Origin of the sequence: Nocardioides sp. YR527 (genome assembly GCF_900101045.1) — a bacterium.
Lineage (GTDB): Bacteria > Actinomycetota > Actinomycetes > Propionibacteriales > Nocardioidaceae > Nocardioides.
Genome location: NZ_FNFN01000003.1, coordinates 214,594 through 235,296, shown reverse-complemented (window position 1 = coordinate 235,296; position 20,703 = coordinate 214,594). Strand labels below are relative to the sequence as shown.

At 69.1% G+C, this 20,703-nt stretch carries 20 protein-coding genes, 1 pseudogene and 1 riboswitch; of the genes and pseudogenes, 4 read left to right on the top strand and 17 right to left on the bottom strand.

The features are described 5' to 3' along the window. Nucleotides 1-4: 4 nt before the first annotated feature. From ftsH to dacB, 5 genes are all read right to left on the bottom strand, one after another. Nucleotides 5-2,068, bottom strand: coding sequence for an ATP-dependent zinc metalloprotease FtsH (gene ftsH, locus BLT25_RS09725; RefSeq protein ID WP_091044918.1), 2,064 nt, complete (start codon nucleotides 2,066-2,068; stop codon nucleotides 5-7). Between the two features lie 139 nt (nucleotides 2,069-2,207). Continuing rightward, on the bottom strand, nucleotides 2,208-2,759 hold the full coding sequence (gene hpt, locus BLT25_RS09720) for a hypoxanthine phosphoribosyltransferase (protein ID WP_091046204.1): 552 nt from the start codon (nucleotides 2,757-2,759) through the stop codon (nucleotides 2,208-2,210). A gap of 10 nt (nucleotides 2,760-2,769) precedes the next feature. Next, complete coding sequence (gene tilS, locus BLT25_RS09715; RefSeq protein ID WP_091044916.1) at nucleotides 2,770-3,753, bottom strand: tRNA lysidine(34) synthetase TilS; 984 nt, start codon at nucleotides 3,751-3,753, stop codon at nucleotides 2,770-2,772. Between the two features lie 7 nt (nucleotides 3,754-3,760). Further along, nucleotides 3,761-4,810 (bottom strand): zinc-dependent metalloprotease, encoded by a 1,050-nt coding sequence (locus tag BLT25_RS09710; protein ID WP_256328528.1) that lies wholly within the window; start codon nucleotides 4,808-4,810, stop codon nucleotides 3,761-3,763. A 24-nt stretch (nucleotides 4,811-4,834) separates the two neighbouring features. Further along, entirely contained in the window at nucleotides 4,835-6,214 is a 1,380-nt protein-coding gene (gene dacB / locus BLT25_RS09705) for a D-alanyl-D-alanine carboxypeptidase/D-alanyl-D-alanine endopeptidase (protein ID WP_091044913.1), read from the bottom strand. A gap of 83 nt (nucleotides 6,215-6,297) precedes the next feature. Here dacB and BLT25_RS09700 point away from each other — a divergent pair, with 83 nt between their 5' ends. Beyond that, nucleotides 6,298-6,789: an inorganic diphosphatase gene (locus BLT25_RS09700; protein ID WP_091044911.1), complete on the top strand. Its 492-nt coding sequence runs from the start codon at nucleotides 6,298-6,300 to the stop codon at nucleotides 6,787-6,789. Between the two features lie 125 nt (nucleotides 6,790-6,914). On the opposite strand, the gene BLT25_RS09695 is transcribed toward BLT25_RS09700, so the two are convergent. From BLT25_RS09695 to BLT25_RS09665, 8 genes and pseudogenes are all read right to left on the bottom strand, one after another. Further along, nucleotides 6,915-7,466, bottom strand: a complete 552-nt coding sequence (locus BLT25_RS09695) for a P-loop nucleotide/nucleoside kinase family protein (RefSeq protein ID WP_091044909.1) — start codon at nucleotides 7,464-7,466, stop codon at nucleotides 6,915-6,917. A gap of 26 nt (nucleotides 7,467-7,492) precedes the next feature. Further along, on the bottom strand, nucleotides 7,493-8,296 hold the full coding sequence (locus tag BLT25_RS09690) for a hypothetical protein (RefSeq protein WP_143033696.1): 804 nt from the start codon (nucleotides 8,294-8,296) through the stop codon (nucleotides 7,493-7,495). Between the two features lie 3 nt (nucleotides 8,297-8,299). Further along, nucleotides 8,300-8,434 (bottom strand): annotated as a pseudogene (locus BLT25_RS30685) (type IV toxin-antitoxin system AbiEi family antitoxin domain-containing protein); the annotation flags it as partial. Nucleotides 8,435-8,663: 229 nt separating this feature from the next. Further along, nucleotides 8,664-10,577 (bottom strand): acyl-CoA dehydrogenase family protein, encoded by a 1,914-nt coding sequence (locus tag BLT25_RS09685; RefSeq protein WP_091044906.1) that lies wholly within the window; start codon nucleotides 10,575-10,577, stop codon nucleotides 8,664-8,666. Nucleotides 10,578-10,607: 30 nt separating this feature from the next. Then, the gene (locus BLT25_RS09680; protein ID WP_091044904.1) at nucleotides 10,608-11,675 is read right to left on the bottom strand and encodes a phosphatase PAP2 family protein; all 1,068 of its coding nucleotides are present in this window, start codon (nucleotides 11,673-11,675) and stop codon (nucleotides 10,608-10,610) included. An 11-nt stretch (nucleotides 11,676-11,686) separates the two neighbouring features. Continuing rightward, on the bottom strand, nucleotides 11,687-12,688 hold the full coding sequence (locus BLT25_RS09675) for an ABC transporter ATP-binding protein (RefSeq protein WP_091044902.1): 1,002 nt from the start codon (nucleotides 12,686-12,688) through the stop codon (nucleotides 11,687-11,689). A 108-nt stretch (nucleotides 12,689-12,796) separates the two neighbouring features. Then, nucleotides 12,797-14,455: an ABC transporter permease gene (locus BLT25_RS09670; protein WP_256328527.1), complete on the bottom strand. Its 1,659-nt coding sequence runs from the start codon at nucleotides 14,453-14,455 to the stop codon at nucleotides 12,797-12,799. Further along, the gene (locus BLT25_RS09665; RefSeq protein WP_256328526.1) at nucleotides 14,452-15,531 is read right to left on the bottom strand and encodes a thiamine ABC transporter substrate-binding protein; all 1,080 of its coding nucleotides are present in this window, start codon (nucleotides 15,529-15,531) and stop codon (nucleotides 14,452-14,454) included. Before BLT25_RS09665 ends, BLT25_RS09670 begins: the two co-directional genes overlap by 4 nt. Further along, a riboswitch (TPP riboswitch) is annotated at nucleotides 15,528-15,636 on the bottom strand. (Overlaps the previous gene by 4 nt.) Before the next feature lie 30 nt (nucleotides 15,637-15,666). Here BLT25_RS09665 and BLT25_RS09660 point away from each other — a divergent pair. Then, the gene (locus BLT25_RS09660; RefSeq protein WP_091044893.1) at nucleotides 15,667-16,098 is read left to right on the top strand and encodes a GNAT family N-acetyltransferase; all 432 of its coding nucleotides are present in this window, start codon (nucleotides 15,667-15,669) and stop codon (nucleotides 16,096-16,098) included. Here BLT25_RS09660 and BLT25_RS09655 read toward each other — a convergent pair. Genes BLT25_RS09655 through BLT25_RS09645 form a run of 3 tightly spaced genes read right to left on the bottom strand, consistent with a single transcriptional unit; the run spans nucleotide 16,088 to nucleotide 17,899 of the window. Further along, a complete protein-coding gene (locus BLT25_RS09655) occupies nucleotides 16,088-17,140 on the bottom strand; it encodes an MBL fold metallo-hydrolase (protein ID WP_091044890.1) in 1,053 nt (350 codons plus the stop codon). The two genes, BLT25_RS09660 and BLT25_RS09655, sit on opposite strands and share 11 nt — an antisense overlap. Next, on the bottom strand, nucleotides 17,106-17,546 hold the full coding sequence (locus tag BLT25_RS09650; protein ID WP_091044888.1) for a hypothetical protein: 441 nt from the start codon (nucleotides 17,544-17,546) through the stop codon (nucleotides 17,106-17,108). The genes BLT25_RS09655 and BLT25_RS09650 overlap by 35 nt, the downstream gene beginning before the upstream one ends. Then, nucleotides 17,543-17,899 (bottom strand): hypothetical protein, encoded by a 357-nt coding sequence (locus BLT25_RS09645; protein WP_091044887.1) that lies wholly within the window; start codon nucleotides 17,897-17,899, stop codon nucleotides 17,543-17,545. The genes BLT25_RS09650 and BLT25_RS09645 overlap by 4 nt, the downstream gene beginning before the upstream one ends. 16 nt (nucleotides 17,900-17,915) lie before the next feature. Here BLT25_RS09645 and BLT25_RS09640 point away from each other — a divergent pair, with 16 nt between their 5' ends. Beyond that, the gene (locus tag BLT25_RS09640) at nucleotides 17,916-18,722 is read left to right on the top strand and encodes a putative protein N(5)-glutamine methyltransferase (protein WP_091044886.1); all 807 of its coding nucleotides are present in this window, start codon (nucleotides 17,916-17,918) and stop codon (nucleotides 18,720-18,722) included. A 160-nt stretch (nucleotides 18,723-18,882) separates the two neighbouring features. After that, a complete protein-coding gene (locus BLT25_RS09635) occupies nucleotides 18,883-19,581 on the top strand; it encodes a YwaF family protein (protein ID WP_091044885.1) in 699 nt (232 codons plus the stop codon). Here BLT25_RS09635 and BLT25_RS09630 read toward each other — a convergent pair. Beyond that, nucleotides 19,545-20,645: an L-cysteine desulfhydrase Cds1 gene (locus BLT25_RS09630; RefSeq protein WP_091044884.1), complete on the bottom strand. Its 1,101-nt coding sequence runs from the start codon at nucleotides 20,643-20,645 to the stop codon at nucleotides 19,545-19,547. The two genes, BLT25_RS09635 and BLT25_RS09630, sit on opposite strands and share 37 nt — an antisense overlap. Nucleotides 20,646-20,703 lie beyond the last annotated feature (58 nt).

The window sequence follows — 20,703 nt, the reverse complement described above, 5'->3', positions numbered from 1 at the left end:
AGTATCAGGCGGGCGGGGTGCCCTCGGGCGAACCGGCCTCGGCCGGCTTGGCGAGGTCGACACCGTTGGCTGACTGGGCACCGGCCTGGGCGCCGGACTGCTTCCCGGCGGCGCGGATCGCCTTGGCGAGGTTCTCCTTGTCGCGCTCGACGATCCACCGCGGGATCTCGACCGCCGGGCGGTCGGAGGGGCGGCGGGTGTCGGAGCCGGTCCAGGCCGGACGCGGGTCGCGGCGACGCAGCGGCTCGAAGATCTCGGCGACCTCGTGCTTGGAGAGCGTCTCCTTCTCGAGGAGCTGCAGCACCAGGTTGTCGAGGACGTCGCGGTTCTCCTCGAGGATGTCGAAGGCCTCCTGGTGCGCGGTGGCGAGGAGCTTCTTGGTCTCGTCGTCGACGACGGCGGCGACCTCCTCGGAGTAGTTGCGCTGGTGACCGATGTCGCGGCCCAGGAACGGCTCCCCGTTGGACTCGCCGAGCTTGATCGCACCGAGGCGCTCGGTCATACCGAACTGGGTGACCATCGCGCGGGCGAGGTTGGTCGCCTTCTCGATGTCGTTGCCGGCACCCGTGGTCGGGTCGTGGAAGATGAGCTCCTCCGCGGCACGGCCGCCGAGCATGTAGGAGAGCTTGTTGAGCATCGAGGACCGGGTCTGCGAGTACTGGTCGTCGTCGGGCATGACCAGGTTGTAGCCCAGCGCCTTGCCACGCGGCAGGATCGTGATCTTCTGGACCACGTCCGGGCCCGGCAGAGCCGCGGCGACCAGCGCGTGGCCACCCTCGTGGTAGGCGGTGATGAGCTTCTCGGTCTCGCTCATCAGACGTGTGCGCTTCTGCGGGCCGGCGATGACCCGGTCGATGGCCTCGTCGAGCGCCTTGTTGGTGATCAGCTTCTGGTCGCTGCGGGCGGTCAGCAGCGCGGCCTCGTTGAGCACGTTGGCCAGGTCGGCACCGGAGAACCCGGGGGTCCGGCGAGCGACCGAGTCGAGGTCGATGTCGCCGGCCAGCGGCTTGCCGCGGGCGTGGACCTGCAGGATCTTCTCGCGACCGGCGAGGTCGGGAGCGTCCACCTGGATCTGGCGGTCGAAGCGGCCCGGGCGCAGCAGCGCCGGGTCGAGCACGTCGGGACGGTTGGTCGCCGCGATCAGGATGACCCCGCCGCGTACGTCGAAGCCGTCCATCTCCACGAGGAGCTGGTTGAGCGTCTGCTCACGCTCGTCGTGGCCACCGCCCATGCCGGCGCCGCGGTGACGGCCGACGGCGTCGATCTCGTCGATGAAGACGATGGCGGGGGCGTTCTCCTTGGCCTGCTCGAACAGGTCGCGGACACGGCTCGCACCGACACCGACGAACATCTCGACGAAGTCCGAACCGGAGATCGAGTAGAACGGCACACCGGCCTCACCCGCGACGGCGCGCGCGAGCAGGGTCTTACCGGTGCCCGGCTGGCCGTAGAGCAGCACGCCCTTGGGGATCTTGGCGCCGACGGCCTGGAACTTCGCGGGCTCCTGCAGGAACTCCTTGATCTCCTGGAGCTCCTCGACCGCCTCGTCAGCACCGGCGACGTCGGCGAACGTGGTCTTCGGCATGTCCTTGGTGATCAACTTCGCCTTGGACTTGGCGAACTGCATGACCCCGCGACCGCCACCGCCCTGGACCGAGTTCATCAGGAACAGGAACAGCACGATGATCAGCACGAACGGAAGCAGGAAGCTCAGGATCGAGCCGAGCACGGACGGCTTGGCGACCTCGGAGTTGAACTTCTCGAGGTTGTCGCCCTCGGCCTGGGTCTTGCGCACCATCTCGATGAGCGCTTCCTGGTCACCATCGACCCACGAGGTCGTGACCTCGGAGCCGCCATCACGGGTGCCCTTGACCAGGGTCGCCTTGATCTCCTGGTCGCCGTCGACGAACGTGATCTCCTTGACCTTGTCGTCCTGGATGTACGACGTCAGCTGGCTCGTGGTGATCTCGTCGCCTCCGTTGCGGGGGGCGAGGTACTGCAGCGCCAGGATCACACCGAGCACTGCCAGGATGATCCACAGCCAGGGACCTTTGAATATGCGCTTCACAGGCTTCTTTCAACCGGTACGGGGTCAGATATGCACGCAGGGCAGCGCGCACGTCATTTAGAACGACGGTACACGCCAAATCGTGCCCGAACCCACCTGAGCGGTTCCGCCGTCAGCGAAAGCACGCCCTGACCGAGGCTCAGCTGTAGATGTGCGGCGCGAGGGTCGAGATGTCGCGCAGGTTGCGGTACTTCTCGTTGAAGTCGAGGCCGTAGCCGACCACGAACTCGTCGGGGATGTCCCAGCCGACGTACTTCACCTCGACCGGCATGCTGACCGCCTCGGGCTTACGGAGCAGGGTGGCGATCTCGATGCTCGCCGGGCCGCGGCTGGTGAGGTTGGAGGTCAGCCAGGTCAGGGTCAGGCCGGAGTCGATGATCTCGTCGACGACGAGCACGTGCTTGCCGGTGACGTCGGTGTCGAGGTCCTTCAGGATCCGCACCACGCCGGACGACTTCGTGCCGGAGCCGTAGGAGGAGACCGCCATCCAGTCCATCTCGACGTGGCGGTTCAGGGCGCGGGCGAGATCGGCCATGATCATCACCGCGCCACGCAGGACGCCGACGATCAGCAGCTCCTCGCCCTCGTAGTCCTTCTCGATCCGGCGGGCCATCTCCTCGACCTTCGCCTGGATCTCGTCGTGGGTGAACAGGGTCTTCACGAGGTCGTCGCCGACGTACTCGGTGTCCATGAACGTCACTCTAAATGCTCCCCGTGAACGGGCCCGATTCGAAGACGATCAAGGAGCCCGTACGCCGCGCCCGCAGGTGGCCGGGAAGGTCGATCCAGCGCTGGCCGCGCCAGCCGGTGATCAGCTCGTCGACGGCCTTGACGTGCTCGCGAGTGAGCTCCGCGGGCGGGCTGCCGGCCTCGAGCGCCGCGATCCTGAGGACCCTGGTGCGGATGGCGGACGGATACCCGGCGAGGGTCTCGACCGGGAGGGATCCGCCGAGCTCGCGGTGCATCGCCTCGGCGATGTCGTCGATGAAGTCGGCGTCCTCACGGAGTTGCTCGGCCGTGCGGGCCAGCGCGGCGGCGACCCCCGGCCCGAGGTCCTCCTCGAGCGTCGGCAGGACCCGGTGGCGGATGCGCGCGCGGGTGTAGGCGAAGTCGCGGTTGTGCGGGTCCTGCCAGATGTCGATTCCCTCGACCTGGCAGGCGGTCTCGGTGTCGATCCTGGTGGTGTCGAGGAGCGGCCTGCGGTAGCGGTCGAACCCGGCTCGCATCCCGGAGAGGCTACGCGCGCCCGATCCCCTGGTCAGGCCCAGGAGCACGGTCTCGGCCTGGTCGTCACGGGTGTGGCCGAGCAGGATCACGCTCGCGCCGAGGCGCTCGGCGAGCTGGTCGAGGACGGCATAGCGGGCCTGTCGTGCCGCAGCCTCGGGACCTTCGCCGTCGGCCTTGACCTCCACCGTCGCGGTCACGGTCTCGTCGACACCCATCTGGGCGAGCTGCCCGACGACCTTCGCGGCCTGTGCCCGGCTGCCTTCCTGCAGCCCGTGGTCGACGGTCGCGCCGATGATGTGCAGCCCGAGCTTGTGACCCTCGAAGACCGCGGCGGATGCGAGCGCCAGGGAGTCCGCTCCCCCGGAGCAGGCCACGATCACCTTCTCGCCCGGCTCGAGCCGTTCGAGCGTGGCACGGACGGGGCGGCGTACGGCTGCCAGGGAGGGGTGCAGGCTCAAGCCGGACTCACAGGACCCGGGACACCCAGGCGTCCGGCTCGACGATCTCGGCCTTGGTCGGGAGGTTCTCGGGGCCGACGAAGACGGCGTTGAACTCCTCCATGCCGACCCGGTCGACCACGTGGCGTACGAACTTCGCGCCGTCGCGGTACTGCGCCATCTTGGCCTCCAGCCCGAGCAGGCGGCGCAGCAGGCGGTCGAGGACGCCGATGCCCTGGCGGCGCTTGTTGAAGGCCTTGCGGATCGTGGTGACGCTCGGGATCACGCCGGGGCCGACGTCGTCCATGACCACGTCGGCATGGCCCTCGAGCAGCGACATCATCCCGGTGACCCGGTCGATGATCTCCTTCTGCTCGGGCTTGGCGAACGCGTCCACGATGCTGCCGTTGCCCTTGAGCGCATCGGTGACGCGCTGCATCCCACCGTCGAAGATCGAGGCCGGGTCCATCGCTTCGGAGAGGCCCTCGATCTGGGCGAAGAGGTGGTCGCGCATCCACGGGCTGGCGGTGAACTGGACCCGGTGGGTCTCCTCGTGGAGGCAGACCCACAGCCGGAAGTCGGTCGGGTCCAGACCGAGCTCACGCTCGACGTGGACGGCGTTGGGCGCGACCAGCAGCAGCCGTCCCGACGGCCCGAAGAACGGGTCGAACTGGCCGAGGATCTTCGAGGACATGAAACCGAGCAGACCGCCGACCTCGGCCGCGCTGATCTTGGAGCCGACCGCCTGGGTGAGGGCACCCGGGGCACGCTTCGCCGTGATCCGGTCGACCACCGGCGAGATCACGTGGGCGAAGGTGTCGGCGTTGGCCTGGATCCAGCCCCTTCGGTCCACCACCAGGACCGGCGCGGTGTCGCGCGGCGCGTCCAGCCCGGTGAAGGCGCGTACGAACTCGGTCGCCTTGGCGGCGTCGGCGCGCAGCTCCTCGACCGCGTGCCGGGCCTCGCTGCGCGAGACGATCGGGCCGTCTCCGGCGACCGTCGCACCGAGGCGTACGGCCAGGTCCCAGTCGACCATGGTCGCTCCGGACGGGGCAGGGTCCTCAGCACGATGGGTCATGCGTACGACCGTAGCCGACCCGACCTATGCCGAGCATCGACACGTCGCGACCGCCGTCATCGCGTCATCGAGGGCGTCGCGTACGTCCAGGGTCTGCTCCGGCTTGAACCCGTCGGCCATGAGTACGACGACGAACGGCGTGCCGCGGGCGTCGACCGCGATGCCGGAGAGCCCGGAGACTCCGGTGAGGGTGCCGGTCTTCGCCCGGACGCGGCCGCGACCCGGTTCGGCGTCGAAGTTGAACCGCCGCGAGAGCGAGCCGACCCAGCCGGCGACCGGGAGGCCGGTCAGCGCCGGCGCGAGCTCGGGACGGTTGGGCCTGGCTGCGGTCTGGAGCGTGCTCACCAGCAGGGTCGGCGGGATCAGGTTCTGCCGGGAGAGGCCGGAGCCGTCGCGGAGGACCAGGCCGGTGGTGTCGATGCCGAGCTCCTTCAGCGTGGCTGTGATCGCCGCCGTCGAGCCGTCGAACGTCGGTGCTCCTTCCGCGACGCCGACGTGGCGCGCGAGGATCTCGGCGAGCTGGTTGTCGCTGTGCTGCAGCGTGTACTCGACGATCTCTCGGAGGGTGTCGCCCTGGTGCACGGCGAGCTGGGCGCCTGCCTTCGTCCCCCTGGTCGGCTTGCCGGCGACCTTGATCCCGTGCTTGGCAAGGGCCTTCCTGAACTGCTCGGCGGCCTGCCTCGAGGGGTCCCGGCTGTAGCCGGTCGCCTGCGAGCCGCCGTGGTCGACGGAGAGCGCGGTGATCCCGCCGACCTCGCCACCCAGATAGGTCGCTCGCCAAGCCGGGCTGATCGTCGGGCCGTCGAAGAGACTGTCGTCGTAGGCGAGTCTCACCGTCTTGGTGGCGCCCAGCTCCCGGGCCGTCTCGGCGGCGAGGGTGTCGAGGTCGTTGCTGCTGAGAGATGCGTCACCACCGCCGACGAGGGTGACGGTGCTCCCCTCGAGCGTGGTGCTGGTCTCGAACCTGCGCTCCGGGCCGTACGCCTCGAGCACCGCGACGCTGGTCAGCACCTTCGTGACGCTCGCCGGGGTCGCGGCCCCGGTGCCGTGGGTGACCAGCGGGGCACCCTCGAGCGGCGCGATCGCCGCCTTGAGGTGCTTGCCGAGCCGCTTGTCGCGGACCATCTCCCGCATCACCTGCTCCAGCGCGGCCTGATCGGGCTTCCCCGGGGCCTTGGTCTGCTCTCCCGCGACCGCCGCGGGGCTGACTTCCGCGATGCTCAGCTGGGCCGGCGGTGGCGTCGGCGCGACGTTGCCGCGGGCGTAGCGGACCCACCCCAAGGCGTACGCCGCCGCCGCGGCCCCCACCAGCAGCGCGAGCACCAGCGGCAGCACGACCACGAGCTTTCCGCGGCCCTCCTCGGGCTCCTCGGAAGGCCACTTCGGCGCGCTCTGGGGCTCCACGGATATCCTCCTCGATGCCGGATCTGGCGCCGATCGGTGTCAGACTGTCCGGCATTCCGTTTTGGGTTTGTCTGGAGGCAGAAGTGACGCAGGAGTTCGACGTACTGATCGAGGTCCCCAAGGGATCCCGCAACAAGTACGAGGTGGACCACGAGTCGAACCGGCTTCGACTCGACCGCGTGCTGTTCACCTCCATGATGTACCCCGCAGACTACGGCTACATCGAAGACACCCTCGGTGGGGATGGTGACCCGCTCGACGCGCTGGTGCTCACCCCTTACCCGCTCTTCCCCGGCGTGCTGGTCGAGGCCCGTCCGGTCGCGATGTACGTCATGGAAGACGAGAAGGGCCAGGACGAGAAGGTCCTCTGCGTCCCCTGCGACCCCCGCTTCGATCACATCCAGGACCTCGCGGACGTCGACGAGTGGACGCTCAACGAGATCAAGCACTTCTTCGAGCACTACAAGGACCTCGAGCCCGGCAAGTCCGTCAAGGGCTCCGACTGGGTCGGCAAGGCTGCCGCGGAGTCGGAGATCGCCGCCTCCATCGACCGGTTCAAGAACACCGCTCACTGAGTCCTACTGGATCTTGACCGAGGCAACTCGGTCGGGCCGCGGATGTTGACCGAGGTAACTCGGTCGAGTCGCACTGCCTTCGTGGAGTTCCACGAAGGCAGTGTCTGTTTACCGAGGTAACTCGGTCAGCATTCACCGAGCGCGGCGCGCAGGAAGGCGTACGTCGCGTCCACCTCGCCCGCGATGCTCTGGACGACCTTGGTCGCGGGGCGTTGTGCCACCAGGTCGGTGAGCCCGGCAGCGTACGCCCGGAGGTGCTCGTCGCCACCGGACTCCGCGACGATCTCTCTTACGATCGGGTGCCATGGATCGCTGCCGTCGTCGCGCGCGTGGAAACGGCTCAGAGCGTCGTCCTCGACAGCCTCGAGCATGACCTCCACGAATTCGGCGCCGGCGTCGTTCGCCGCCCTCTCGAAGCGTTGGAGCTCGCTGACTCTGGCGAACAACTGCGGAAGCACAACGTCGCCGGACTCGCTCAGGTAGCCCCGGATCAGCCCCAGCGCCGCCGGCCTGATCCGTGCGCCGGCGCCGATGAAGTCTTCTCGCCACCCGCTGATGTAGGTGCGCAGGATGTCGATGTCACACACCAGTGTGCCGGGATGGTCGGCCGCGAAACACCTGGCAAGCGTCGACTTTCCCACCCCGGGCATTCCGTTGATGAGGATCAGCCTGGCCACGTCGCCAGTCAACCACCCGCTGGGGCTCAGCCGGCCATCCGCATCCGGGACTCGAACCGACCCAACGTCCGGCGGGGGCTGTCCAGGTCATCCCAGATGACGCGCACGAAACCGTAGTCGGTGATCTCTCGGATCTCGTCCTCGCGCACCTTCTCCTCGAACACTGCATCGCTGGGCGACTGACCAGGCTTGAGCAGCTTTCCGTATTTCACCTTGCCGTCGAACTCACCGAACAACCGGAACTGCGGCCACGCGAAGTCGACGATGCCGACCAGTGAACCGTCCGCTCGATAGACAGGTACCTGAAGCTCCGGGCGCGGCAGGCCTCCGATGCGGAACAGCCACAGACACCGCGACTCCCCGATCGATCCCGATACCGGATCCGCGTGAGTGACAGCGAGTCCGAGCGGGTGGCTGAAGGGCCACTGATTCATCCGCTCGTATTCGACGATCAGCTCCTCCTTCGTGAATGCCTTCGCTCTGAGCCCGGCGTCGAGGAGACACTGAGTGACCTCGTCGTTGGCCTGCAGGCTCGTCTCCAGCACGCATCGAACCGCAGGCAGCGTACGCAGCCCGTCGCGTGTCTCGATCTCGTCCTCCCGGACAGCACCCAAGTGATGGACGACGTCTCCCTCGAGCGGTCTTCCGGCACCATCGAGCCTGGTCACATGCACCTTGGCAAGGTCGACGCCCCACAAGTCGATCCCGTGAGCGACCATGCCGGACACGTGGCTCAGCGCGATCTTGCCGCCCAGCGAACGCTGCACGGCTCGGGCTCGCACTCGATGGCGTCCGACCGGGTCGAGCGCTGCCCATTCGTCGGCGAACACGTAGGCACCGCGCCTGATCCGATGCCATGCACCCTGACGGACGACCGCGGTGATCTCGCGGTCTGCGTAGCCGGCGTTCTTCGCTTCGCGGCGTGTGAAGAAGCCTTCGCCGGCGGTGATGATTCGTAGTGGGTCCATGCGTCCAGGCTTCGTCCCTGCACTGACATTTCCGACCGCAAATGGACTCGCTGTGGATAACCCGGTCCCGAACGTCGCCTGTGGATTGCCAGCGGCCCACGTCTTGCACCATGTGCGGGTGGATGCTCACCGAGGTAACTCGGCGAACGAGCACTGCCTTCGCGGAACTCCGCGAAGTCAGTGCGACCCAACCGAGTTACCTCGGTGAGCATCCGCCCCGCCGCCGCCCTCAGCCGATCAGATCCCCCGACCGCAACAGCTCCTCCGGCACGCCGAAGCCGTCGACGAGCAGCCGCGCGTCGGGGCGCAGCTGGCGGCAGAGGCGGTTGACCTCGGCGGTGATGGCCTTCGAGCGCTCGGAGGAGAGGCGGCCGTGCTCCATGAACCAGGCGCGGTCGGCCTCGATGACCGAGAGGGCGCTGAGGTCGCAGACGGTGTCCATCAGATCCCGCACGGCCCCCGACGGCAGCCCGCGGACCTTCTCCCGGAACGCCTCGTGGATCAGCCGCTCGACGTGCGCATGGGCGACGCCGATGACGTGGTCCTGCACGCTCGAGAAGACCGCCCCGGGCTCGCGCCCGGCCTTGACGCCTGACTGCAGGCGCCGGGCGACGCCGGCGAGCATGTGCTCCTCGCGGAAGCGGAGCATCGCCAGGTGGTAGTCGGCGTCGAGGATGTCCGGCTCCCGCTCGCCCGCGATCGGAACGACGTCGCGGACCCGCTCGAGCAGCTTGTGCACGGCGGTCCGCTCCAGGACGGTCTCGACGGCGAGACCGGCGACGAAGCGTACGAGGTCGAGCTGGTCCATCTCCTCGAACTCGCTCGAGTAGCCGGTGAGCAGCCCCTTGGCGACCAGCTGCAGCAGCACCGTGTTGTCGCCCTCGAAGGTCGTGAAGACGTCGGTGTCGGCCTTCAGGGCCGCGAACCGGTTGGAGGCCAGGTAGCCCGCCCCGCCGCACGCCTCCCGGCACTCCTGGATCGTCCGGGTCGCGTGCCAGGTCGCCAGGGCCTTGGTGCCGGCCGCTCGCGACTCGAGCTCGCGCCGGGCGTGCTCGGAGGTCGTGACGCCGGAGAAGACGTCGTGCAGGTCGTCGCGTACGACCTCCTGCGCGAAGCGCAGCGCATAGGTCCGCGCGACCAGCGGCAGCAGCCGCCGCTGGTGCTGGCCGTAGTCGAGGAGCAGCGACTCCTCGGCGTCCGAGGAAGCCTCGAACTGCCGGCGCCGCAGCGCGTAGCGGACCGCGATCGTCAGCGCGACCTCCGAGGCCCGGATCCCGGCCCCGCCGACCGAGACGCGTCCCTGCACGAGTGTGCCGAGCATGGTGAAGAAGCGCCGCCCGGCGGACTCGATCTCGGAGACGTACTCGCCGGCCTCGGTGACGTCCGCGAAGCGGTTCAGCAGAGACGTACGCGGCACCCGCACGCCCGAGAACCAGAGCCGTCCGTTGTCGACGCCGTTGAGCCCCATCTTGGGTCCGTCGTCCGCGATCCTGACCCCGGGCGCAGGCTCGCCGGAGACGCGGATCGGCACCACGAGAGCGTGGACGCCACGCTCCTCGCCCCCGACCACGAGCTGGGCGAAGACGACCGCGAGCTCGCCATGAGCCGCGGCGTTGCCGATGTAGTCCTTGTACGCATCCTCGCGGGTCGTCTCGATGACGAACTCGTCCGTGGCCGGATCGTAGGTCGCCACCGTCCCCACCGCGGCCACGTTGGACCCGTGGCCGTGCTCGGTCATCGCGAAGCAGCCGAGCAGGCGCCCGGACACGATGTCGGCGAGGTAGCGGTCGTGGTGACGTGCCGTGCCGAGCTGCAGGATCGCGCCGCCGAAGAGCCCGAACTGCACACCCGACTTCACCAGCAGCGACAGGTCGCCGCCGGCCATCTCCTCGAAGGCGGCGATGGAGGCGCCGACGTCACCGCCACCGCCGTACTCCTTGGGAAACCCGAGCCCGGTCAGACCGGTCGCGGAGACGTCGAGAAGCGTCTCGCGCACCCGCTCCCGGTACTCGGCCCGAGGCAGCTCCTCGACCTCGTCGAGGAAGTCGGCGCGCTCGGCCAGGGCCTTGCGTACGTCCTGTCGGACCCCGGCATATCGCCCGTCGAGAAGTGAAGTCAGTGCAGCGGCATCGATGGCGTTCACGCCGCCACCCTATGTCGCCTCGGGCCGGGATCAGGTCAGCTCGTGGGCGACCTTCGCCTCGCGTTCGGCGATCTCGTCGGACTCGGGGATGAGCCGCCGCACGCCCTTGCGCTGGAACTTCTGGTTGGCCACCAGGCCACCGACGTAGTAGGCGACGAGCGCGATCATGCAGCCCGCGATGTCGTCGGCGAGGTAGTGCCAGCCGAAGTAGACGGTCGCCACGACGGTGATCCCGAAGTTGATCCAGCCGGCCCAGCGGGCGATCTTGTTGTTGATCGTGGCCTGGATCATCAGCGCCACCAGCAGGGTGATGCCGCAGTGCAGCGAGGCGAAGCCACCGACCGACTGCACGACGTTGGCGTCGACGTCGAAGAGGACGTGTTGTCGGGTGAAGACCAGCGACTCCATCAGGCTGCTGGCGGGCGTGTCCGGCAGATCGGCGTAGAGATAGGGGTACTGCAGGCCCGGACCGACCGTCGGCAGGCAGTAGTAGGAGACCGTGCCGAGGATCCAGGCGATGCACTGCGAGCTCACGAACCAGTAGCCGTAGGCGAGGTTGCGCGACCACACCAGCCAGCCGGCGACCGCGAACGGCACCAGCGGCAGGAACCACATGTAGATGTAGGAGAGGAACCACGCCACCCAGCCGGTGCCGAGCAGATCGTGGAGCAGGATCGCCGGGTCGGAGCCGAAGAGCACCGCCTTGTCGATCAGGTGCAGCTCGTGGTCGAACTCGTAGGTCTCCGGCACCACGAACGGCAGGAACGACTTGAGGTTCCGGTAGCAGACGTAGACCAGGTAGAAGCAGACGATGCCCATCGCCACGAGCGTCAGCCGCTCACGGGTCCAGTGGGTGCGGACCCGCTCCTTGAAGATCGGCCCCATGTCCTTCCACCTGAACTTCGCCAACCACAGCGTGCGTGGCACCAGGTCGACGAGGAGCGCAGCTCCGACGAGGAGGGGAAGGCGGAGCCAGGACGGTCCGAGGAAGCCCTCCGGGTCGAGCATGCGCTTGTCGACGATCTGCGCGGTCACGACTGCGATCAGGCCGAAGATCAGCGCGCTGCTGACGAGGAAGATCTGAGCGCGGCGATACATAGCCGCTAATTCTAAGTGGCGGGTGGTTGCTCTGACGATTCCGGGATGGCCAACCTGTTCGGCTCGACCCTCAACGTGACCGACTCCCCCGGCGCCGGCGCCGAGTCGGCGACGGCATCGACCTCACCGACGTCATCGAGACGTACGACGAGCCGGTGCTGCTCCGGCGTCGCCCTGGCCGAGACCACGGTGCCGGAGAGCGGTCCGGCCGGATCGGCGACGAAGGCAGAACGGCGCAGCGCCACCGCACCGGCCGGTGCCATCCCGGCGGCCTTCAGGACCGTGTACGCCGCCGGTCCCTCGAGCACCCGGGCGTAGCCCAGGAACAGGGCGGCCCAGGTGTCCGTCGGCCTCGCCCACACCTCCCGCAGGGTCCCCTCCTGCACCAGGCGCCCGTCTCGCAGGAGTGCGATCCGGTCGGCCACCGCGAAGGCCTCCTCCTGGTCGTGGGTGACCATCAGCGCCGTGGTGCCCGCCTCGTGCAGGATCCGCCGCAGGTCGCCGGCGAGCCGTTCCCTCAGTCCGGCATCGAGCGCGGAGAGCGGCTCGTCGAGGAGCAGCAGCCGCGGTTCGACCGCGAGCGCCCGCGCCAGCGCGACCCGTTGTCGCTCGCCACCGCTCAGCGTGCCCGGCAGACGGTCCTGGTAGCCACCCAGGCCGACGAGCTCCAGCAGGTCGGCGACCTTCTTCGTACGGTCGGCGGCCGGGATGCGGCGCAACCGCATCGCGTAGGCGACGTTGTCAGCGGCACTGAGGTGCGGAAACAGCTGCCCGTCCTGGAACATCAGCGCGAAGCCACGCTTGTGTGTCGGCACCCCACGCAGCGACCGCCCGTCCCAGCTGATCTCCCCCGCCGCCGGCTCCAGCCCGGCCACGGCCCGCAGCAGCGTCGACTTCCCCGACCCCGACGGCCCGAGCAGCGCCAGCACCCCTCCGTCCGCCAGCTCCAGGCTGACGTCCGAGACGGCCGCCTTCCCGTCGTACGCCACCGACACCTCACGCAGCGACAGCATCGCAACCTCGATCCTGCCGAAGCGTCAGCCCGGTCGGCCGAGTTGGCACGGTCGTGACGTCTCGGCCGACGTACGTGACGCCTCGGCCGACGGGGGTGACTTCTCGGATCACAGTGCTCCGATCGAAGGGACGCGGAGACGCTCGACGAGGAGCATCACGACAGCGGTGGCGGCGGCGAGGACGCAGGCGGCGGCGAGAGCCATGCCGTAGTTGTCCGAGCCCGGACGGGACAGCAGCCGGAGGATGACGACGGGGAGGGTGGGGTTCTCCTCGCGGACGAGGAAGGAGGTCGCACCGAACTCGCCGAGCGACGCCGCGAAGGCGAAGCCGGAGGAGGCGAGGAGGGGCTTCCAGATGGCAGGTACGTCCACGGTCATGACCGCGCGCAACGGCCCCGCGCCGAGCCCGGCGGCGGCCTGGCGCAGCCGGTCGTCGACCGACCCCAGGACCGGCACCAACGTCCTCACCACCAGGGGCAACGCCACCAGCGCCTGCGCCAACGGCACGAGCCACGGCTCGTCGCGGAAGTCGAGCGGGGCCGACCCGAGGGTCAGGTAGAGCCCGAGCCCCAGGGTGACGGCGCTGACCCCGAGCGGCACCATGAACAGCCCGTCCAGGACGGAACGCACCCGCCGCTCGGCCACGGAACGGGACCGACGCGTCACCGCGAAGGCCACCAGCAGCCCGAGGGCCAGCGCGACCAACGAGGCCTGCACCGCGACCGCCAGCGAGGTCAACAGCGCGGTCGTGGCCGGCACCGGCAGCGGCGGATCGAACCCGGGAGTCTGTAGAGCCCCGTAGTTCCCGAGGCTCCACCGGTCCTCGACCCGCAGCGACCCGAGCAGCAGGGCGAGCAGCGGACCGGCGACCAGCAGGACCAGCACCGACGTCGACAACAGGGCCGGGATGTCTCGCACCGAGACCCGCCGGCGGCGTACGACGACCCGGGACTGCGCGGGGTCCGGCACCGAGCGCAGCCGGCCGGCCACGACCAGCAACCCGACGACGACCACCAGCTGGAGCACCGACAGCACGGCGGCGCCCGGAAGGTCGAACAGGGTGAAGGTCAGCTTGTAGATCTCGGTCTCGATGCTGTTGTAGCGCACCCCGCCGAGGGTGAGCACGATCCCGAACGCGGTGGCGCAGAAGAGGAAGACCACCGACGCCGCGGAGACGATCGCGGGCCGCAGCGCCGGCAGGGTGATCGTCAACAGGACCCGGGAAGGCGAGGCGCCCAGCGCGGCAGCGGCCTCACCGGGACGCGGGTCGAGCGACTCCCAGGCCGCCCCGACCGCGCGGATCACCACCGAGGCGTTGAAGAAGACCAGACCGAGGATGATCGCGGTCGGTGTCCCGTCGAGCCCCCACCCGGCCAACAGCCCAGCCTCGCCGATGAGCTCGCGGAAGGCGACCCCGACGACGACGGTGGGAAGTACGAACGGCACCAGGAGCCCCGCCCGGATGACCCGCTGCATCGGAAAGCTCAGCCGATAGAGCGCGTACGCGGCCGGCAGTCCGAGCGCGACGCTCAGCACCGTCGCCAGCCCCGAGGACCACAGCGTGAACCAGAGCGCCCGCTGGATCTCCGGGCGCCCGATGATCCTGGACACGACCGACGGATCGAAGGACCCTTCGAAGAACAGACCGCGCTGCACCATCCCCACGACCGGCAGGACGAAGAAGACCGCCAGCACGGCCACCGGGAGAGCGGCGAGCGCGACCAGGGTCGCGATTCGCCGGGTCACAGCACGACGGGTGGAGCTCACTGCGCGATCGTGTCGCTCCAGGTCGCCAGCCACGCTTCCCGGTTCTCGTCGATCTCATCGGGCTCGACGGAGAGCGGTTCGGTGGGCTGCTGCGCGAACTTCGCCCAGTCGGCGGGCAGCTCGACGCCGGAGGAGACGGGGAAGACGTACATGCTCTCCGGCAAGGCCTTCTGCACGCTGTCCGAGAGCAGGAAGTCGATCAGCGCCTGGGCGCCCTCGGGGTGGTCGGCACCCTCGAGCACGCCGGCGTACTCGACCTGACGGAAGCAGGTGTCCAGCAGCGCCTTCGTCGTCGACGCCCCGTCCTTGACGGTGAAGGCCGGCGAGGAGTCGTAGGAGAGGACGATCGGCCTCGTCCCCTTCCCGCCGCCCTGGGTGAAGTCGGAGTAGTAGGCCTGGTCCCAGCCGTCGACGACCTTGGTGCCGTTGTCCATCAGCTTGCCCCAGTAGTCGGCCCAGCCGTCCTCGCCGTACTCGGCGACGGTCGCCAGCAGGAACGCCATGCCCGGCGTCGACGTCGCCGCGCCGGGGGTCACGAAGAGATCCTTGTACGCCGGCTCGGCCAGATCGTCGAGCGACTCCGGCGGCGTCAGCTTCTTCGCCGCGAACCACTCGGTGTCGATGTTGACGCACACGCTGCCGTTGTCGACCGGGGTGAGGAAGTGCTTCTCGTCGCCCGGGAGGTTGAACTCGTCGACCCCGGCCGGGACCGTCTTCGGCGTGTAGGCCTCCAGCGCGCCCTGGTCGATCGCACGGCTGGCGAAGGTGTTGTCGACGCCGAAGACCGCGTCACCGTCGGGGTTGCCGGTGTCCATGGCGACCTTGGTGGTCAGCTCGCCACCGTCGCCGGCGTGCCGGATCTCGGCGGTGTAGCCGGTCTTCTCGGTGAACTCGGCCAGCACCTCCTTCGGCAGCGTGAAGCTGTCGTGCGTCAGCAGCACGACCGCCTTGTCGTCGGCCCCCTTCGACCCGCTCGACTTCTCGGCGTCCGGCTCGGCGGGGCTGCCCCCGCACGCGGACAGCAGCATCGCCGAGACAGCAGTGATCGCAGTGGCCGCGATGGCAGGCTTACGCATGCGCATTCCTGACTCCCTTCGCCGGTATCAACCGGAGCAGGTTCGGAGGGTCTGCGGCGCTGTTCGCCGCACTCTCAGGCCTCCCGGCCTCCCCTGTCTGTTCCCGCCAACACTACTGCTTGCGAGAATTCAGCCATGACCGACGTCGCCATCTCGTCCTTCGACGACCTTCCCCCGAAGACCGCGTACGCCCTGTGGCAGCTCCGCCAGGAGGTCTTCATCGTCGAGCAGGACTGCCCCTACCTCGACCTGGACGGCCGCGACCTCGAGCCGTCGACGCTTCACGTGGTGCTCTCCGACGGCGACCAGCTCGCCGGCACCGCCCGCATCCTCGACGACGGCGACGCGTGGCGGATCGGCCGCGTCGTCCTCGCCCCCTCCCACCGCGGTCAGGGTCTGGCCGACGTGATCATGCAGGCCGCCGTCGAGGCCGTCACCGACCGCGACATCGTCCTCGACGCTCAGACTCCGCTGGCCGGCTGGTACGCCAAGTTCGGGTTCGCGAAGGACGGCGAGGAGTTCCTCGAGGACGACATCCCCCACACCCCGATGCGCCTCACCCGCTGACGGGGGCGAACAGCACGCTCGCCTCGGTCTCCTCACGGGTGGCCTGACCGCGCGCCGCCAACAGCTCGAGGTGGGCCTTGGTCTCCATGACCGCGAGGCCGGCGTTGAAGTAGTCGAGCGACTCGAGGGCACGCTCGTGGCGGGTCCAGCCGAGGTCGCCCGCGACCTCGAGCGCCGAGCGCCGGCCGGCCTTCAGGGAGGCCAGCGACTGGGCCAGCCGGGACTCGTGGTGGGCCAGGAGCTCGTCGACGCGGGCGTGCGACGACGAGGCGACCGGGCCGTGGGCGGGGAGAAGGCGCAGGTCGGGCAGGGTGCGGACCTTGGTCAGCGAGGCCATGAAGTCGCCCAGCGGGTCGATGACCGGCACCGGCTCGAAACCGATCGACGGCGTGATCGTGGGCAGCACGTGGTCGCCGGCGAACAGGACCGAGCCGGCCAGGTCGGCATAGACGTAGTGGCCCTGGGTGTGACCAGGGGTGTGCACGGCGTCGAGGTCGCGACCGGCCACGTCGAGGCGTACGTCGCCCTCCAACCACTGCGAGGGCATGCGCCAGTGGGACAGGTCCGGCACGGGAGGCGGGCTCGCGGCCCACTCCGCGGCGAGCTCGTGCGCCCCCGCGTGAGCGAGGATCCGATCGGTGGAGACCCAGCCGTCGAGATGACCGTTGGTGAGCTCGAGCGTGGGCCGGTCGCCGGCGCCGAGGAGGACGTCCGCGCCGTACTCCTGACCGAGCACCGAAGCGAGCGTGTAGTGATCGCGATGCACGTGGGTGACCAGGAACCGGCGGATGTCGGCGAACCCGAAGCCGAGCTTCTTCAGCCCGGCCTCCAGCGCCGAGCGCCCCTCGGTGATCGCCCAGCCGCCGTCGACCAGCGAGAGCCCGTCGTCGCCCTCGAGGACGTAGATGTTGACCGCCTTGAGCCCGTCCATCGGCAGCGGCAGCGGGATCCGATGTACGCCGTCGGCGACGGTCCACGCGCCGGGAGCGGACCAGTGCTCCCCCGAGTCAGGCGAGATGGCGGTGGCTGTCGACTGACTCATCGTTCTCCTTCGGTCGGCCTCGCCAGAGCCAGAGCAGACCCAGGATCGGCAACAGTGCGGGAACGAATCCGTATCCGCTCCCGAACTTCGACCATACCGAGTCGTCCGGGAACCAGGACGGCACGGCCAAGGACAGGACACCGACGACGATCACGCCGGCCAGCTCGATCCACAGCATGACCTTCGCGAAACCCGCCGACCCAGCGGCCGCCCGGCGGATCGCGAACCAGCCCGCGACGTACGTCGCCGCGGCGACCACCGAGAGCGAGTAGGCGATCGGGGCCTCGTCGAAGTGGGTGAAGACCTGCACCAGCGACCTGGCTCCCGCGGCGAGCACGAAGATCGCATAGACGGTCAGCAGCACCAGATGCGGACCGGAACGGGTCTTGGCGGAAGTCTCGGTCACCGGACCATCATGACGCGTACGGCCACGACGCCCGTCGCCAGGGCCGCCGCCGCGATCACGCCCGAGGACCAGGTCGAGCGGTCCGCGCGCATCGTCTGCAGCGCCAGCGGCATCAGGCACACCAGCGCCCCCAGATAGCCGAGGAAGGTCGACAGCGACTCGGGCTTGCGTCCGCCCGACCAGGCCGCCAGCGCTCCGATCGCGAGCACGACCGCCAGGATCTCCAGCATCCACGCCACCTGGTCCAGCCACTTCGGCCGCGGCGCCTTCAGGACCACGCCGAGCACGGCCGCGATCGTCACGAACGCGGCATATCCGGCCACGATAAAACCGATCAGGGTCACGGCGTCCACGTGCCAATCTTCTCCAATGACCTCCACATCTCCCGATCCGGGGCTCGTCGCCCGGCTCCGCGCCGCCGGCTGTGTCTTCGCCGAGGACGAGGCGGCGCTGCTCGAGTCCGCCCCGGTCACCGCCCGGGAGCGGGAGGAGATGGTCGTACGCCGCGTGGCCGGCGAGCCGCTGGAGCTCATCCTGGGCTGGGCCGAGTTCTGCGGGCTCCGGATCCGGGTCGCGCCGGGGGTGTTCGTGCCCCGGCAGCGCTCGGCGCTGATGGTCGAGCTCGCCCTCCGGCAGGCTGGGCGAGGCGCGGTCCGGAAGGTGCTCGACCTCGGCTGCGGGACCGGCGCTTTGGGCGCCGCCATCGCAGCACGTGTCCCGGACGCCGAGGTCTGGGCCACCGACATCGATCCGGCCGCAGTGGAGTGCGCACGACAGAATCTGCCGCCGAGCCGGGTGCTCCTCGGCGACCTGTACGACCCGCTGCCCCACGACCTCCAGCTCGACGTGATCGTGGCCAACGCTCCCTACGTGCCGAGCGACCAGATCCGGAACATGCCGCCCGAGGCGCGCGACCACGAGCACCACGTGGCTCTCGACGGCGGCACGGACGGGCTCGAGGTGCAGCGTCGCGTGATCGAGCAGGCGCCGAAGCATCTGGCCCCTGGGGGCGTACTCGTGATCGAGGCCGGCCAGGAGCAGGCGCCCGTCACGGCGAGCCTGATGCGGGGGCAGGGGCTCCTCGCGGAGATCCATCACGACGAGGACCTCTACGCGACCGCGGTGACCGGAACGGCTCGCCGACGGGCTGCGCCGAAAAGCGAGGCGTCCCTCTGATTGCACACCACCCCCGCGGTGTGCATTCAGAGGGACCGCCACCGTGAAGTTCGTCCACCCCCCACCGGCGGACGAACTTCTCGCCGATGAAACGGGCCACCCGCCTACCCATGACGCGGGTTGGGAAGAATTTTTTCGAGAATCCCGTCAGACTTCCGATATGCAGGCTTACGGTCTGACCCATCTGGTGCCGTTGTCCCTGCTCACAGCGGGGATCGTGGCCGTGGTCTGGCTGGGCAGGCGGCAGCGGACCGACGCGAAGCCGTCGAGATTCTCCCGAGGATTCGCGATCGCGCTTCCGCTCACGGTGATCCCGCTGCTGGGTCACGAGTGGGTCACCGACTTCGACCTCTTCATCGACCTGCCGGTCCAGCTGTGTGATCTGGCGTGGATCGCGGCGGCGATCGCGCTGTGGACCCACCATCCCTACCCGACCGCGCTGACCTGCTTCTGGGGCCTCACCCTGACCACGCAGGGCGTGTTCACCCCGGACGTGATGGACTTCCCCGACGTCAGCTACATCACCTTCTGGGTGATGCACCTGATGGTCGTGCTGGCCGCCGTCTACCTGGTCTTCGGGCTCAAGCTGCTACCCGGCTGGCGTGGCTACGGCTGGACGGTCGCGACCACCGCGGCGTGGGCCGTGGTGGCGTACGTCCTCAACCTCGTCCTCGACGCGAACTACGGCTACCTGCGGCGCAAGCCGGAGTTCGCCTCGATGCTCGACCTGCTCGGTCCGTGGCCGTTCTACATCCTCAGCGAGATCGCGCTGATCGCCGCTGTCTGGGCCGTGATGACGCTGGGGCTGCGGATCTGGGCGCGTCAGGACGGGTCGACGAGGACGCCGGTGCGCTCGTAGTCGGCGAGAGCCGAGGCGTACGGGGCCAGGTCGATGCCCTTCTCGCTCACCCAGCCGTCGTCGTAGTAGGACGAGCGGTAGCGCTCCCCGGAGTCGCACAGCAGCGAGACGACGCTGCCCGCGGTGCCGGCCTCCCCCATCTCGCGTACGACACCCAGCGATGCCCACACGTTCGTGCCCGTCGAGGGGCCGACCGAGCGGCCCATCCGGGTCGAGAGCCAGCGCATCGTCGCGATCGACGCCGCGTCGGGGACCTGAACCATGTCGTCGACGACCCCGCCGACGAAGGACGGCTCGACGCGCGGCCGGCCGATCCCCTCGATGCGCGAGGGCATGCCGGTGGCGTAGTCGGAGGTGTCCGTCTCCCAGCCGCCGTAGAAGGCGGAGTTCTCCGGGTCGGCGACCAGCAGCTTGGTGGGGTGACGGCGGTAGTGGAGGTAGCGGCCGATCGTCGCCGAGGTGCCGCCGGTGCCGGCCGAGACGACGATCCAGGTCGGTACCGGGTGTCGCTCCTGCGACATCTGGTCGAAGATCGACTCGGCGATGTTGTTGTTGCCGCGCCAGTCGGTGGCCCGCTCGGCGTAGGTGAACTGGTCCATGTAGTGGCCGTCGCACTCGCGGGCGAGGCGCTCGGCCTCCGCGTACATGTCGGGAGCTCGATCCACGAAGTGGCAGCGGCCGCCGTGCCACTCGATCAGGCGCACCTTCTCCTCCGAGGTCGAGCGCGGCATCACCGCGACGAACGGCAGCCCGAGAAGGCCGGCGAAGTAGGCCTCCGAGACGGCTGTGGATCCCGAAGAGGCCTCGACGACGGTCGAGCCCTCGTGGAGCCAGCCGTTGCAGACCGCGTAGAGGAACAGGGACCGGGCCAGACGGTGCTTCAGCGAGCCCGTGGGATGGACCGACTCGTCCTTCAGATAGAGATCGACACCGCCGCTCGCACCGCCGCGGGCGGGGAGCGGAACGACGTGCAGATGGGTGTCGGCCGAGCGCTGTGCGTCGGCCTCGACGCGGCGTACGGCTTCATCGATCCAGGCGCGGTGAGAGTCAGAGAGGCGTGGCACCGGCCGAGCGTAACTCCACCCTGTTCTGTCCCCGGCATGTGCGGTGGGCCACAATGGC